This window comes from Herbiconiux sp., from assembly GCF_023264855.1.
Lineage (GTDB): Bacteria > Actinomycetota > Actinomycetes > Actinomycetales > Microbacteriaceae > Herbiconiux.
On record NZ_JAHFUW010000006.1, the window covers coordinates 22,293 to 37,170 of the forward strand.

16 protein-coding genes are annotated in these 14,878 nt (G+C 69.7%); 6 read left to right on the forward strand and 10 right to left on the reverse strand.

Annotated elements, in window-relative coordinates; genetic code table 11:
- Positions 1-15: 15 nt before the first annotated feature.
- From Q0D75_RS03915 to Q0D75_RS03940, 6 genes are all read left to right on the forward strand, one after another.
- Entirely contained in the window at positions 16-624 is a 609-nt protein-coding gene (locus Q0D75_RS03915; protein WP_291049622.1) for an isochorismatase family cysteine hydrolase, read from the forward strand.
- A 91-nt stretch (positions 625-715) separates the two neighbouring features.
- Positions 716-1,291: an NADPH-dependent F420 reductase gene (locus tag Q0D75_RS03920; RefSeq protein WP_291049623.1), complete on the forward strand. Its 576-nt coding sequence runs from the start codon at positions 716-718 to the stop codon at positions 1,289-1,291.
- A 62-nt stretch (positions 1,292-1,353) separates the two neighbouring features.
- Positions 1,354-2,265, forward strand: a complete 912-nt coding sequence (locus Q0D75_RS03925) for a VOC family protein (protein ID WP_291049625.1) — start codon at positions 1,354-1,356, stop codon at positions 2,263-2,265.
- Entirely contained in the window at positions 2,262-2,741 is a 480-nt protein-coding gene (locus Q0D75_RS03930) for a hypothetical protein (RefSeq protein ID WP_291049626.1), read from the forward strand. Before Q0D75_RS03925 ends, Q0D75_RS03930 begins: the two co-directional genes overlap by 4 nt.
- Positions 2,738-2,908, forward strand: coding sequence for a hypothetical protein (locus Q0D75_RS03935; RefSeq protein ID WP_291049627.1), 171 nt, complete (start codon positions 2,738-2,740; stop codon positions 2,906-2,908). Before Q0D75_RS03930 ends, Q0D75_RS03935 begins: the two co-directional genes overlap by 4 nt.
- The gene (locus tag Q0D75_RS03940; RefSeq protein WP_291049629.1) at positions 2,905-3,942 is read left to right on the forward strand and encodes an LLM class flavin-dependent oxidoreductase; all 1,038 of its coding nucleotides are present in this window, start codon (positions 2,905-2,907) and stop codon (positions 3,940-3,942) included. The genes Q0D75_RS03935 and Q0D75_RS03940 overlap by 4 nt, the downstream gene beginning before the upstream one ends.
- A gap of 4 nt (positions 3,943-3,946) precedes the next feature.
- Here the strand turns inward: Q0D75_RS03940 and Q0D75_RS03945 are convergent, their stop codons facing one another.
- The 10 genes from Q0D75_RS03945 to Q0D75_RS03990 all read right to left on the reverse strand — a co-directional run bounded on the left by Q0D75_RS03945 (position 3,947) and on the right by Q0D75_RS03990 (position 14,687).
- Positions 3,947-4,930 (reverse strand): ABC transporter permease, encoded by a 984-nt coding sequence (locus Q0D75_RS03945; RefSeq protein WP_291049631.1) that lies wholly within the window; start codon positions 4,928-4,930, stop codon positions 3,947-3,949.
- Positions 4,927-5,931, reverse strand: coding sequence for an ABC transporter permease (locus Q0D75_RS03950; protein WP_291049633.1), 1,005 nt, complete (start codon positions 5,929-5,931; stop codon positions 4,927-4,929). Before Q0D75_RS03950 ends, Q0D75_RS03945 begins: the two co-directional genes overlap by 4 nt.
- A 6-nt stretch (positions 5,932-5,937) precedes the next feature.
- Positions 5,938-7,437 carry a sugar ABC transporter ATP-binding protein gene (locus tag Q0D75_RS03955; protein WP_291049635.1) on the reverse strand — a complete coding sequence of 500 codons (1,500 nt, stop codon included), beginning with the start codon at positions 7,435-7,437 and terminating at the stop codon, positions 5,938-5,940.
- 118 nt (positions 7,438-7,555) lie between these two features.
- On the reverse strand, positions 7,556-8,728 hold the full coding sequence (locus Q0D75_RS03960; RefSeq protein ID WP_291049638.1) for a substrate-binding domain-containing protein: 1,173 nt from the start codon (positions 8,726-8,728) through the stop codon (positions 7,556-7,558).
- 223 nt (positions 8,729-8,951) lie between these two features.
- Complete coding sequence (locus Q0D75_RS03965) at positions 8,952-10,124, reverse strand: thiolase family protein (RefSeq protein WP_291049640.1); 1,173 nt, start codon at positions 10,122-10,124, stop codon at positions 8,952-8,954.
- A 1-nt stretch (position 10,125) separates the two neighbouring features.
- Complete coding sequence (locus Q0D75_RS03970; protein ID WP_291049643.1) at positions 10,126-10,662, reverse strand: flavin reductase family protein; 537 nt, start codon at positions 10,660-10,662, stop codon at positions 10,126-10,128.
- A gap of 12 nt (positions 10,663-10,674) precedes the next feature.
- Positions 10,675-11,877, reverse strand: coding sequence for an acyl-CoA dehydrogenase family protein (locus Q0D75_RS03975; RefSeq protein ID WP_291049646.1), 1,203 nt, complete (start codon positions 11,875-11,877; stop codon positions 10,675-10,677).
- Entirely contained in the window at positions 11,870-13,072 is a 1,203-nt protein-coding gene (locus tag Q0D75_RS03980) for a CoA transferase (protein ID WP_291049649.1), read from the reverse strand. The genes Q0D75_RS03975 and Q0D75_RS03980 overlap by 8 nt, the downstream gene beginning before the upstream one ends.
- Positions 13,069-13,938, reverse strand: coding sequence for a 3-hydroxyacyl-CoA dehydrogenase family protein (locus Q0D75_RS03985; protein WP_291049653.1), 870 nt, complete (start codon positions 13,936-13,938; stop codon positions 13,069-13,071). The genes Q0D75_RS03980 and Q0D75_RS03985 overlap by 4 nt, the downstream gene beginning before the upstream one ends.
- Positions 13,935-14,687, reverse strand: coding sequence for an enoyl-CoA hydratase/isomerase family protein (locus Q0D75_RS03990; protein WP_291049656.1), 753 nt, complete (start codon positions 14,685-14,687; stop codon positions 13,935-13,937). Before Q0D75_RS03990 ends, Q0D75_RS03985 begins: the two co-directional genes overlap by 4 nt.
- Between the last annotated feature and the right edge of the window lie 191 nt (positions 14,688-14,878).

Sequence of the window (14,878 nt, forward strand, 5' to 3'; positions counted from 1 at the left end):
GATGAGAGAAGTCACATGACCACCCTGGACATCACCACCCCCGCCGCCGTTCTCGTGATCGACATGCAGAACGACACCGTGGGCGCCGAGGGCGCCTACGCCTCCTTCGGGGCCGCCGCGCACGCCGAGAGCCAGCACGTGGTGGCGCACATCGGCGCCGTCCTCGAGGCGGCGCGCACCGCGGGTGTCCCCGTCTTCCACAGCCGCATCCTCGTGCATCCGCTCGCCGGTGTGGGCGGCTCGAACGCCCCGGTGTTCCGGATGCTGGCGCCCGACACCTTCAAGGTGGGCAGCTGGGGTGCGCAGATCGTCGACGAACTGACCCCCGCGGCGGAGGAGATCGTGCTCGACCGCACCCGGATGAGCGTGTTCAACGGCACCGAGATCGACGCCCTGCTGCGCAATCTCGGGGTGCGCACGCTGATCGTGGTCGGCGCCTGGACCAACATGGCCGTCGAGCACACCGTCCGTGACGCGGCCGACCACGGCTACGAGGTGACGATCGTCTCGGATGCCACGTCGAGCCTGAGCGAGGACTGGCAGCGCGGAGCGCTCGACTACGCCCTCACCAACATCGCCACCGTGGCTGTCACCGCAGACGTGGTGGAGGCGATCTCGGCCTGATCTGCAAATACTTGTAGCAACAACTAATTTGTGTGTATAGTTGTTGCTACAAGTAAGCGCTTCGGCGACAAGCAGAAAAGAAGGACACGTCATGGCACGCATCACAATCTTCGGCAAGGGCTCCATGGGAGACGCCATCGGTGGAGTGCTCGCCGCCGGCGGCAGCGACGTCGACTACATCACCCGCGGCGACGCCGGTGCACAGGTCGCAGGCGACATCGTCGTGCTGGCCGTCCCCTACCCCGCGGTCGACGGCATCATCGCCGCCTACGGCGCACAGCTGGCCGGCAAGACCGTGGTCGACATCACCAACCCGCTCGACTTCGCCACCTTCGACTCCCTGGTCGTTCCGGCCGACGGATCGGCTGCGGCCGAGATCCAGGCCAAGCTCCCCGAGAGCCACGTCGTGAAGGCGTTCAACACCACCTTCGCGGCCACCCTGGCCTCCAAGCAGCTCGGTGGCGTGCAGACCACCGTCCTGGTCGCCGGTGACGACACCGACGCCAAGACCGCTCTCGTCGAGGCGATCATCGCCGGCGGCGTCGCGGCCATCGATGCCGGCGCCCTCAGCCGCGCCCGTGAGCTCGAGGCCATCGGCTTCCTGCAGCTCACCCTCGCCGTGGGCGAGAAGATCGGCTGGAACGCCGGCTTCGCCGTCGTCCGCTGATCGACCTCTGATCATCCGAGGTGGGGCCGGGAGACCGGCCCCACCGCACGAGGGAGAAACCCATGGCCCAGACGCCTGACGACATCCTGGATTCCGGCACCTCGATGGGGGCGGTGACCCTGCGGGTCGGTGACCTCGAGGCGATGTCCGACTACTACGCGCGCGCCTTCGCGATGGAGCCGCTGCACGAGCGCGCCGACCGGCGCGAGGCGCACCGGGTGCTCGGCCGCGGTGCGACCCCGCTCGTGCGCCTCATCCACACGCCGGATCTGCCGTCGGTCGACCCCCGCCAGGCGGGTCTGTTCCACACGGCGTTCCTGTTCGGAACACCGGCCGAGCTGGCGGCCACGGTCTACCGCGCTGCTCAGGAACCGCGCAGCCGTTTCGTGGGCTCGAGCGATCACAGCGTGAGCGAGGCGTTCTACTTCACCGACCCCGAGGGCAACGGCGTCGAGCTCTACACCGATCGCGACCGCTCCGAATGGATCCACGACGGCGACGAGATCCGCATCTCCACCGATTTCCTCGACCCGAACCTGTACCTCCAGCGACACCTCGACGAGACGGTCGTGGCTGCCGGACCCGATCGCGCCGGAACGGTGGGTCACGTGCACCTCCAGGTGGGCGACCTCGCCACGGCGCGCTCGTTCTACATGGATGCGCTCGGGTTCGAGACCACGCAGACCGGCTACAGCGGCGCGTTGTTCGCCTCGGCCGGCGGCTACCACCACCATGTCGCGATGAACGTCTGGAACAGCCGCGGCGCCGGCCCCCGGGCCGCCGCGCTGGGCCTCGGCGACGTCTCGATCACGGTGCCCGAGGCGAGCGACCTCGCCGCGCTGACCGAGCGCCTGCGCGCGCGGTCCCTCCCCTTCGCGAGCGACGGCCGTACCGTCTCGCTCGAGGATCCCTGGGGCACGCACGTCAGCGTCTCCCTTCCCGACCTGTCTTCTGAGGAACTACTGGCCCGATGACCGCTCTTCTGCACGCCGTCCACTCCGACCCCCGCGCCATGGCCGAGGGCGATGCCACCGACATCACCGTTCTGCTCCTGCACGGCTACGGCTCGAACGAGCACGATCTCACCGGGATCGTGCCGGCGCTCGGTCTGGGCGTGCCGTGGGCCTCGCTCCGGGCGCCGATCGAGCTCGGCAACGGCGGCGCGGCCTGGTTCGCGATCACCACCCCAGGCGACCCCGACCCCGAGCCGCTGGCCGAGGCGACCGACGCCATCTGGGCCTGGATCGACGCGACCCGCGGCGAGTCGAGCCGCGTGCTGCCGATCGGCTTCTCGCAGGGCGGCCTGATGGCCAGCCAGCTGCTGCGAACGCGTCCCGAGCGGGTCGGGGCCCCCGTGGTGCTCGGCGGCTTCGTGCAGCGCTCGGCGCAGCGGTGCTCGCCGAGACCCGTCCGGCGCTGTTCTGGGGCCGTGGCTCCGAGGACCGCGTGATCGGTGCTCCCGCGATCGCCCGCACCCGCGAGTTCCTGCCCGCGCACACGGCGCTCGTCGAGCGTGTCTACCCGGGACTGGCGCACGGCATCCATGCGCAGGAGCTGGCGGATGTGCGCGAGTTCATCGCGCCGTACACGGGTGCGAGCGCGCCGAGCCCTCGATGAGTGGGGCGCCCGCGTTCGAGATCGGCGTCTTCACCTTCGGCGAGCTCACCCGCGGAGCCGACGGATCGCCGATCCCCGCCGCCCGGCGCCTGCTCGACGTGCTGGAGTGGGCTCGTACGGCCGACCAGGCCGGTCTCGACGTGTTCGGTGTGGGTGAGCACCACCGCGAGGACTTCGCCGTGTCGTCGCCGCAGACGGTGCTCGCCGCCGTTGCCGCGCAGACGACCCGCATCCGTTTGACCAGCACCGTCACCGTGCTCTCCAGTGCCGACCCCGTGCGCGTGTTCGAGGAGTTCGCCACGCTCGACCTGCTGAGCGGAGGGCGGGCCGAACTCACCGCGGGCCGCGGTGCCTACCTCGAGTCGTTCCCGCTGTTCGGCCAGTCGCTCGACCACTACGACCAGTACTTCGACGAGCGCCTCGAGCTCTTGCTGCGCATCCGTTCGGGCAATCCCGTCACCTGGTCCGGCGCCACCCGCGCACCCCTGGAGAACGCGGGCGTCTGGCCGCGGCCCGTTCAGGACGAGCTGCCGGTGTGGATCGCGGTCGGGGGCACCCCGGCCTCGGTGGTGCGTGCCGGAACGCTCGGCCTCCCGCTGTACCTGGCCATCCTCGGCGCCCCCGAGCGCTTCGCCCCGCTGGCCGAGCTCTACCGCGCCTCGGCGGCGGAGGCGGGCCGCGCTCCCGAGCGCATCGGCGTCACCTCCCACTTCCACGTGGAGCCGACCTCGCAGGGTGCCAAGAACACGTTCTACCCGCACTACGCGCAGTACATCGGGCAGAACATGCCGCGCACCGGGCGGCTCGACCGCGAGGCGTTCGAGCAGTGGTCGGGCCCGCGGGGTGCCCTCTTCGCCGGCAGCCCGGCCGAGATCGTCGACAAGATCCTCTGGGAGCACGAGCTTCTCGGTCACTCCCGCTTCCTCGCGCAGGTGGGCCTCGGCGGCCTCGGCCAGGCCGAGACCCTGCGCTCGATCGAGCTGCTGGCCACAGAGGTGCTGCCGCAGGTGCGCGCCGCGCTCGGTGACGCCTGACGCCTCAGACCGCCGCCAGCTCCTGCTGCTCCTCGAGCACGCGTTTGGTGCGCGTGCGGCGGTGCCGCTCGGAGACCCGCTGGATGACGTACTCCGCGAGCACGATCAGCAGCAGGAAGATGCCGGTGAACAGCTGGGCCACGAAGGCCTTCGACCCCATCGCGGCCAGCCCCGAGGCCAGCACCGAGATGATGGCGAAGCCGAGGAACACGTTGACCATGGTGCCGCGCCCACCGGCGATGCTGATCCCGCCCACCAGCGCGGCGGCGATGCCGAGCACCAGCATCGGCTCGAGCGCCGTGGGGGCGGCCGAGCCGGAGACGGCGCTGGTGAGCGCTCCGCCGACCGCTCCGCAGCCGGCCGAGATACCGAAGGCGATGACCATGCCGCGCTTGTACCGCACGCCGGCGGCGATGGCCTCGTGGCGCGAGCTGCCGAGTGCGTAGAGTTCGCGACCCCAGCGGGTGCGGGCGAGGAAGACGCCGAGCGCGATCAGGATGAGGATGGCGATCGTCGACAACGGCGAGAGGAACAGGAACTTGCCGGAGAAGATGTCCGAGGCCGCGATGTCCTCGACGCTGATCGACAGACCGCCGCAGACCAGCCAGGTCAGCCCGCGCAGCAGCACGAGCGTGCCGACGGTGAAGACCAGGGAGTTGATCCCGAGCTTCGCGATCGCCCAGCCCTGCACGATGCCGAGCAGGGTGCAGACCACGATCGCGATCAGCAGCGAGACCACCAGCCCGAGGCCCGACAGAGCGACGGTGATGGCGCCGGCGAGGGCCGCCATCGAGGCGATCGAGAGATCGAACTCGCCCGCGATCATGGTGACGGCCAGGCCCGCGGCGATCACACCGAGCGGGATGAGCCGCTCGATCGCGGCCTCGGGGCGGAAGTTCGGGTAGAGCGCGTACATCGCCACGACGACGATGAGCAGAACGATCAGCTGCAGCGCGTAGCGCTTGAACCAGGCGGTGACGGATCTCATCGCGAGCTCGCCTTTCTCAGGAGGTGGAGGATGACGACCAGGCCGACCACGACGACGCCCAGCACGAAGTAGCGCACGCCTTGGGGGATGCTGACCAGCACCATGATCTGGGTGATGGTGGCGATGAACAGTGCACCGATGACGGACTTGACGGGGGAGCCGTCGCCGCCGGTCACGGCGGTGCCGCCGACCAGCACCGCGGCGACGACGTTCATGGTGAGTTCGCCGAAGTTGTCGGCCTGCACCTGGAGCGTCTGCGACACCTGCAGCACGGCGGCGACGCCGATCCCGACCGAGAAGGCCAGGAAGGCCCAGATCGTCACGCCCATCGGCGAGATGCCGCTGTTGCGGGCGGTGTTCTTGTTCGAGCCGAGCAGGTGCAGGTTCCGGCCGATCGTGGTGTGCTCGGTGAGGTACCAGGCCACCGCGGTGAAGACGACCAGCACGATCACCGGGAGCGGCACACCGAACACCGAGAAGGTCGCGAAGACGCCGAGCGAGTTGCTCGACGCCGCCACCACCTCGCCTCCGGTCACGATCGCCGTCGCCCCGTAGATGATGGCTCCCGCTCCGAGGGTGACGACCACCGGGTTGAGCCCGAGGCCGACGATGTAGCCCTGCACGAGCCCCACCAGAACGGCGGTCACGATGGCGGCGAAGGCGGCGAAGAAGATGTTGCCGGTCATCGACCCCGTCCACAGGTACACGACTCCGGAGAGCACGACGGATGCCGTGACACCGAGCGAGAACAGGTTGCCGGAGAGGGTGACCGCCGTCATTCCCGCCGCGATGATGCCGGTCACCGAGGTGGCCAGCAGGATCGCGCGGATCGTCTCGACGGTGAAGAACTGCGGCACCGTGATGCTGGCGATGATGAACACCAGCACGATCAGGATGGGCAGCGCGGAGGTGCGGATGGTGTCGACCGTCCGGCGGAGGCCGGCGCGTTCCTGGAACACGGTCGGCGACCCCTGGGGGGTCGGTGTGGTTGTCGTGGTCACGTCGATCTACTCCTCACGGTGCATGACTTCGCGGACGAGCTCGGGCTCGGTCCACTGATTGGCCGGCTTCTTCGCCGTCTGGGCGCCGCGGTAATAGGTGGCGACGGTGTCGGACAGGCCGAGCACCTCGTTGGTGTCGGAGGAGCTCACGATCACGCCGACGCCGGAATCGGAGAGCTGTCGCAGCTGCGCATAGATCTCGGCGCGCGCCCCCACGTCGACGCCGCGGGTCGGCTCCTCGACGAGCAGCACGCGGGGACGGATACCCAGCCACTTGCCCACGGCGACCTTCTGCTGGTTGCCTCCGGAGAGGTTGCCCACCAGCGCCTGCATGCGCGAGCGGTCGATCGCGAACTGCGCCGCGCTGCTCGCGGCCTCGTCGGCCTCCTTCTTCGCATTGACGAAGCCGAGGTTCGACACCCGTTTCAGCCAGGGCGAGGAGAGGTTGCGCCGGATCGAGATGCCGCCGAAGATGCCGTCCTTCTTGCGATCGGGGGAGCAGTACGCGATCCCCATCGCGATGCCGTGGCGGCGTCCTCCGACCTCGATCGGGGTGCCGTCGAGCTCGATGGTGCCGGCGGCCACGTCGCCGGTGCCGGCGATGGCCTTGAGGATGTCGGTGGTCCCGGATCCGAGCTGGCCGGTGAGCCCGAGGATCTCGCCGCGACGCAGCTGCAGATCGACCTCACCGCGCAGACCCGCCACCTTGAGACCCTTGGCCTCCAGGACGACGTCGCCCATCCCGGCCGAGCGGTCGGGGTAGAGGTCGCCGAGCTCGCGGCCGATCATCATGGTCACGACCTTGTCGACCGTGAGTTCTCCGACGGGCTGGGGCGGGTGGCTGCGGCCGTTGCGGAAGATGACCACTTGGTCGGCGATCTCGAACACCTCGCCGAGCCGATGGGTGACGTAGATGATGCTGCGGCCTTCGGCGGCGAGCCGCTTGACCACCGAGAGCACGCGTTCGATCTCGCGATCCGACAGCGCCGCCGTCGGCTCGTCGAAGATCACGATCTTGGCGTCCCTGGCCAGCACCCGAGCGATCTCGAGCAGCTGCATCTCGGCCACCGAGAGGTTCTCGACCAGCGTGTTCGGGTCGAGGTCGTCCAGGCCCACCCGGGCCAGGATGCCCGTGGCGGCCTGGTTGAGCTTGCGGGGGCCCCACCACCAGGGTGCGCCGCGCTGGCCGAGGGCCAGGTTCTCGGCGACGCTGAGGGTGCCGACGGTGCTGAACTCCTGCTGCACGACCGCGATGCCGGCCGCCTGCGAGGCGTTCACCGTGTGCAGCTGCACCTCTTCGCCGTCGATCTTGATGGTGCCCTGGTCGGGCACGATCAGGCCGGAGATGATCTTCACGATCGTGCTCTTGCCGGCGCCGTTCTCGCCCAGCAGGGCCATCACCTCGCCCGGCTTGAGGGCGATCTCCACGTCGGTCAGGGCACTGATCGCCCCGTACGACTTCGAGATGCCCGTCGCCTCGAGGCGGTAGGGGGTCGTCGCGTCCATGCGTCTTCCTTCGGGTCGGGTCGGGCCCCATCAGTGCAGCGGGACCAGGAGGGGTGTGGGGCGGGTCCCGGTGCTGGTCGTCCAGCATCCGGAACCCGCCCGATCAGGGGGGCGTGCCTCAGGAGGCGGCGTCACCCATCAGGGCCGAGAAGTCGAAGCCCCAGATCTTGAAGGACTCGATGTTGTCGGCCGTCACCGTCGGGTTCATCATGAACGTCGTGCGGGTGGGTGCGGTGACCTCCAGCTCGGGCTTGGCCTCGTCGGAGGCGATCGTCACGGTGTCGTCGACGACCTCGCCGGTCGCGAGGTACTGCGCGGCGTTGTCCACGATCAGCGTTCCCTCGATGACGGGCGACTGGAGCACGGCGCTGGTGATCTTGCCGTCGCGCAGGTTGGCCGTCGAACCCGAGGAGGTTCCCGTGTTCAGGAACACGTTCTCGCCGGGCTTCAGGCCGTTCTGCTCGGCGGCCTGCACCACGCCGTTGCCCATGTCGTTGGTCTGCACGTAGATGAAGTCGATGCCCTGCGACAGGTACTTCGGAATGGCGGTGCTGGCCGCGGTGAAGCCGCCCTGGGCGTCGAATTCTGCGGCGCCCTCCCGTCCGAGGTAGTTGATCTTGCCGTCGACGACCTCCATGAAGGCGTTGTGGCGGTCTTCACCGGCCGAGTAGTCGCCCGAACCGAGGGTGATCTCCAGCACGTTCGGCAGACCACCGGGTCCGTGGAACGTGTAGCCCTCCGCGGTCAGCGAATCGATCTTGGTGAGCATGTCCTTGCCCGCCTGGTCGCCGATGCCGAGGTCGGAGACGCCGGCGTAGCCGATCTTGATGAACTCCTCCGCGGCCGGGTCGATCAGCTGGTTCCACTGCAGAACCGGGGCGACCTTCGACAGGGCGCGGATGGACGCGGTCGCGTTCGCGGCCGATGCGGGCCAGATCAGGACAGCGGCGGCCTCTTCGCCGGTGGCCAGCCACTCCTGCACCTGCTGGTCCTGCTCGGTCTGGTCGAAGTTGTTCTCCACCACGCTGCTGGTGAAGCCCAGTGCCTCCGCCTCGGCCTCGGCGGCCTTCGCCGCGGCGGCGAGGTACACGTTCGAGGTCGAGGGCATGAAGATCTTGATGAGCTTGCCGCCGCCCTCGAGCGATCCGGTGCCCGATGCCGAGCTTCCCGAGTCGCCACCGGAGGTCGAGGTGCTCGAGCCGGAGCTGCAGGCTGCGAGGCTCACGACGAGGCCGGCTGCGGCGACGAGGCCGACCGCCTTCTGCCATCTGCTGAATTTTCGAGTTCCCATTCCTACTGTGCTCCTTTGCATAGTGTGTGATTGCTCTGGTGGTGCGGGGCGGCCGTCTCGGTGCCGAAAACCTGCGGCACCGGCCGCGCTGGCAATCCTCCACGCGGTGTCCTCGGCCCTCGGGGGCGTGTGCAGGATTTACACAAAGCCCGCGGATGCCGGGCTCGGCCGGGCTCGGGTGTTCAGAATTCAGGCGCTCGGCATGCCGGCACGGACGCCGTCGTCAGCGTTCGAGCACGACGGCGAGGCCTTGGCCGACGCCGATGCAGATGGCCGCGACCGCGACCCCGCGTCCGCGGCGCGCGAGCTCGTGGGCGGCGTGGCCGACGATGCGGCCTCCCGAGGCCCCGAGCGGATGCCCGATCGCGATCGCGCCGCCGTGGACGTTGACCCGATCCGGGTCGAGCTCGGGCCACAGCCGAAGGCACGCCAGCGACTGCGCCGCGAAGGCCTCGTTGAGCTCGACGAAGTCGACGTCGGCCCAGGTCTTGCCCGCGTTCGCGAGCGCCCGGTTCACGGCCTCGACCGGCCCGATGCCGAACACGTCGGGGTCGACGGCGGCCGCCCCGCGCCCGATGATCCTGGCCAGCGGCTCGGCCTCGATCGGCGCGTGCTCACCGCCCACGATCACCATCGAGGCCCCGTCGTTCAGCGGCGAGGCGTTGCCGGCGGTGATGGAACCGTCCGGCCGGAAGGCCGGTCTCAGCCCGGCCAGCGACTCCACCGTCGCATCCGGCCGGATGCCTTCGTCGCGCGTCAGATCGACACCGGGCACCCGCACGATCTCGCCGTCGTAGACGCCGGCATCCCAGGCCGCGGCCGCCTTGACATGACTGGCTGCTGCGAAGGAGTCCTGCTCCTCGCGCGTGATGCCGTAGCGCTCGGCCAGGATCTCGTTCGACTCGCCCAGCGAGATCGTCCACTCCTTCGGCATCGCGGGGTTGATCAGCCGCCATCCCAGCGTGGTCGAGTGCAGCGTCTCGTTGCCCGCCGGGTAGGTGCGCTCGGGTTTGGGCAGCACCCACGGCGCCCGGCTCATCGACTCCACACCGCCGGCCAGCACCAGCCGGGAATCACCCGCTTCGACCGCCCGGCTGGCATCCATCACCGCCTGCAGGCTCGAGCCGCAGAGGCGGTTCACGGTGACACCGGGCACCGAGGTCGGCAGCCCCGCGAGCAACACCGCCATCCGGGCGACGTCGCGGTTGTCCTCGCCGGCCTGGTTCGCCGCTCCGGCCACGACGTCGTCGATGGTGCCGGGGTCGACATCCGGATGCCGGTCGAGGATGCCACGCACGGTGACGGCGAGCAGATCGTCGGGGCGCACCCCGGCGAGGGACTTGCCGAAGCGCCCGAACGGGGTGCGGACCGCGTCGTAGACGAAACTCGCGGTCACGTCAGTCGATCCGGCTGTGGTCGCCGAGGCGGTGCCAGGTGCGGTTGTGGTACACCAGCGGTTCGGACGACGCCTCGTCGGCCGGCTTCGCCTCGAGGGCCTCGACCAGCAGCACGGCCGAGCCGCCCGCGAGCATGAGATCGATCACGCGCGCCCGGATCCAGGTGCGGGCGCCGGGGAAGTAGGTCTCCCCCGTGGGCAGCACGTCCCAGACCGAGCGGTCGGCGAAGCGGTCGATGCCGCTGGTCGCGCCGAGCTTGGCGATGTGCACCTGGTCGGCTCCCAGCAGGTGCACGACCACGGTCTTGGCCTGGCGGATGGTCGGCGTGCTCGAAGACATCTCCGAGACCGAGAACATGATCAGGGGCGGCTCGGCGCTGACCGAGGCGACCGAGCTCGCCGTCAGGGCGACGGGCCCGGAACCGGCATCGGCGGTGATGACGGCCACACCGGCGGGATGATCCCGGAACGCCGCCCGGAACTCCTCTGAACTGAGCACGGTCTCCTGCGCCTTCGGGGCGCTCTTCAGCTTGACCATGATTCTTCCTTCCTAGTTGAACGCGGCGATGCCGGTGATGTCCCGGCCGACGATGAGGGATTGGATGGAGTCGGTGCCTTCGTAGGTGTGCACGACCTCCATGTCGGTGAGGTGGCGGGCCACGTGGTTCTCGAGCAGGATGCCGTTGCCGCCGAGCATGTCGCGCGCCTCGCGGCACAGCGCCCGGGACTTCTGGCCGGTGAACAGCTTCGCCAGCGAGGCCTGCTCGTTGCTCAGCCGGCCCTCGTTCTGCAGGGCGCCGGTGCGGAAGCACATCAGCTGCATGGCGGTGAGGTCGGCCAGCATGTTCGCGAGCTTGTTCTGCACCAGCTGATAGCTCGCGATCGGCTTGCCGAACTGCACCCGGTCGTGGGCGAAGCGCACCGCGATCTCGTAGGCCGCCAGCGCATGCCCGAGGGCTTCCCACGCGACCGTCGTGCGGGTGGTGTTCAGGACGGCGGAGACATCGCGGAACGAGGTCGACTTCTCCAGGCGGTTCCCGGCGGGCACGCGCACGCCGGTCAGGGTGATCTTCGCCTGCTGGATGGCGCGCTTGGCCATCTTCCCGGTGATCGCCTCGGCCTCGTACCCCTCGGGATACGCGCCGTCCTCGCCCTTCTCCATCACGAAGGCCTTCACTTTGCCGTCGCCCACGTCGCGCGCCCAGACGATCACGACGTCGGCCACGTGGCCGAGGCCGATCCAGCGTTTCTCGCCGTTCAGCACGTAGTGGTCGCCGACCAGCTCGGCGGTGGTCGCGAGGGCGACCGAGTCGGAGCCGTGCTCGGCCTCGGTGAGGGCGAAGGCGCCGAGCAGCTGCAGCTGCACGAGTCGCGGCAGCCAGCGCTGCTTCTGCTCTTCGCTGCCGAGCAGGTTGATCGTGCCGATCACCAGCCCCGACTGCACCGCGTTCAGGGTGTTGAAGCTGCCGTCGCCCCGGGAGAGCTCCATGGCCACCAGGCCCGTCTGCAGGCGGGTCAGCCCGGGAGCGCCGTAGCCCTGCACCGCGGTGCCCACGATGCCGAGCTCGGCGAGCTTGGGCAGCAGGTGATAGGGGAAGTCGGCTTTCTCCCAGTACTCGTTGATCACCGGGGTCACCTCGGTGTCGACGAAGGCGCGCACCCGGGCGACGAGGGCGAGATCCTCGTCGCTGAGGTAGTCGGCGACCGCGTAGTAGTCGGAGTTCACCGGCAGGGAGGTGTCTATGTCAGTCATGGTGGCCTTTCTCAGGGGTGGCGCGGGCGCCGACGAGCCAGTCGAGGATGTCGGATCGGCCCTCGTCGAGCAGGGGCGGCGCCCAGTCGTAGCTCGGGGCGGTGCGCGAGAAGCCGATCGGGTTGCGGATGCCGGGGATCACGCGGTCGCCGGATCCGGCCTCGACCACGGGCGCGAGGCCGAGCTTCGTGGCCGCGTCGATGCCGCCCTGCACGTCGAGGATGGGCGCAGCGGGCACGCCCGCCGCCTGCAGCAGCGCGGCCCAGTCGGTGGCGCTCTTGTGCCGCAGGCTCTCCACCAGGATGGCGCGCAGCTCGATGCGGTGCGCGCTGCGGGCCGGTGGCGATGAGAAGCGCGGGTCCTCGCTCAGGTCGCGGAGGCCGAGGTGGCGGCACAGGGCGCGGAACAGCGAGTCGTTGCCGACGGCGATCACGATCTCGCCGTCGGCGGTGGGGAAGGGGGCGTAGGGGTACAGACTCGGATGCTCGTTCCCCATCCGCGTGGGCACGTGGCCGGCGATGGCGTAGGCAGCGGTCTGATTCACCAGTCCGGACAAGGCGGAGGACATCAGGTTCATCTCCACCTGCTGCCCCTCGCCCGTGAGGTCGCGGTGGTGCAGGGCGGCCAGGATGCCGATGCAGGCGTGCAGGCCGGTCATCACGTCGAACACCGCGACGCCCGAGCGGAAGGGTGCTCCATGGGGGTCGCCGGTGAGGCTCATCATGCCGGAGAGGGCCTGGGCCAGGAGGTCGTAGCCGGGGAGGGCGGCGCCTCCGGCCGTGCCGAATCCGGTGATCGACGCGTAGATCACCGAGGGGTTCGCCGGCATGATCGAGGCGTAGTCGAGACCGAACCGCGCGAATCCGCCCGGCTTGAAGTTCTCGATCACCACGTCGGCCCGGCTCGCCAGTTCCCGGGCGGTGCTCAGGTCGTCCGCGTCGCCGAGATCGAGCGCGATCGAGCGCTTGTTGCGGTTCACCGAGAGGTAGTAGGTCGACTCGTCGCCGCTGACCGGCGGCTTGTACTGCCGGGTCTCGTCGCCGCCGGGCGACTCGATCTTGATCACCGTGGCGCCCATGTCGGCCAGCAGCATGGTGCAGTAGGGACCGGCCAGCACCCGGGAGAAGTCGGCCACCACGAGCCCCGCCAGGGCCCCGGTGGCCTCGCGGCCGAAGATCGCCTCGTTCAGGGTCATCGCGCCGCCCCGTCCTCGTCGTAGTCGAAGAAGCCGCGGCCGCTCTTGCGGCCGAGCGCTCCCTCGGCCACCAGATCGATCAGGATCTGCGGCGGTTCGAACCGGGGGCCGATCGTCTCGTGCAGGTACCGGGCGATGCCCAGGCGCACGTCAAGGCCCACCAGGTCGGAGGTGCGCAGTGGGCCCACCGGATGGCGGTAGCCGAGCGTCATGGCCGCGTCGATGTCGGCGGCGTCGGCGACGCCCTCCTCCACCATGCGCATCGCCTCGAGGGCGATGGCGAGACCGAGTCGCGAACTGGCGAAGCCCGGGCTGTCGCGCACCGTGATCGCGGTCTTGCCGAGGGCCTGCACCCATTCGGCGGCCTGTACGGCGTAGTCGGGGGAGGTGGCTTCGGCGACCACGATCTCGACCAGGGCCGAGGCGGGAACGGGGTTGAAGAAATGCAGGCCGCCGAAGCGCTCGGGCCGGGCCAGCTCGCCTGCCAGCCGCGCGAGCGAGAGCGACGAGGTGTTCGTCGCGAGCCAGGCCCCGTCGTCGAGCTGCTGCTCGGCTTCGGCCAGGGCGGTGCTCTTCAGCGCGAAGTCCTCGGGAACGGCCTCCACCACGAGGCCCGCGCCGGCGAAGACGCTCTTGTCGGTGCTGACACGCAGCCGCCCGAGCAGGTCGCTCTCGCTCTCGTCGACGGCGCCACGCGCGATGCTCGTGCGCACGCTGGCGGCGATGCGCTCGTAAGCGGCATCCGCCCACTCCGGCTTCTGCTCCACCACCACGACGGCGGCTCCCGAGGTGAGGAACGCGTGGGCGATACCCGCGCCCATCCGGCCCCCGCCCAGCACGCCCACGCGCTCGGGCACGGCGCTCATCGGGCCACCCGCTTGCGATTCAGGAACTCGGCCATCCGCACGTTCTTCCCCTCCGATTCGAACAGCACCGCCTGGGCGAGGTTGTCGACGTACGGATGCGCCGACTCCGGCATCCGCATGACGAGCTTGCTCACCCGCACCGCGACGGGATCCTGGGTGGCGATGCGGTCGGCGAGGCGGGAGGCGGCGTCCATCAGGTCCTCCGGCTCGTGCAGCTCGGTGACCAGGTGCAGGTCGAGCGCCTCGCGGGCGTCGAGGATGCGGCCGGCCAGGAGCACCTCGGTGGCGATGGCCTCGCCGATCAGGTTGCGCAGGCGCCAGGTGCCGCCGGCCGCGGCCATGATGCCGAGGCCCGTCTCGGGATTGCCGAAGCGGGCCCGCGGCGTGGCGATGCGGAAGTCCGCCGCCATGGCCAGCTCGGCGCCGCCGCCGAGGGCGAACCCGTCGATCGCGGCGATGGTGGGCAGCGGGAGGCGGGAGATGCGGTCGAACAGCCCGGAGTTGATTCCGGCGAGGGCGTCGATCGCGCGACGCTCCTTCAGCTCGCCGATGTCGGCTCCGGAGGCGAACACGGCGCTGGAGCCCGTCAGGGATCCCGAGAGGATCAGGATGCGCGGCGTGCGTTCCAGCGAATCGCAGAGCCGGTGCAGCTCGGCGACGACCTCCTGATCGATCGCGTTCCGCGTCTCGGGCCGTTCGATCCGCGCGAAGACGCGGTCGGACTCCTCGTCGATGTGAATTGACGGCATCTTCGCCTGCACCCTTTCTCGCGACTGTGCGACCGGCCCCTGCGACCTGAGTTGCCAGTGAACACGATCGGCTGAGCGGCGGCGGGCGAGTGTGCAGTTATTGACCATTCCCCGGGTGCGACCGGGGCGGCATCCGCCCGACGCCGGAGAATTCGGGTGGGCGCTTCATCGCGCCCGCACGCTTCGGTCCA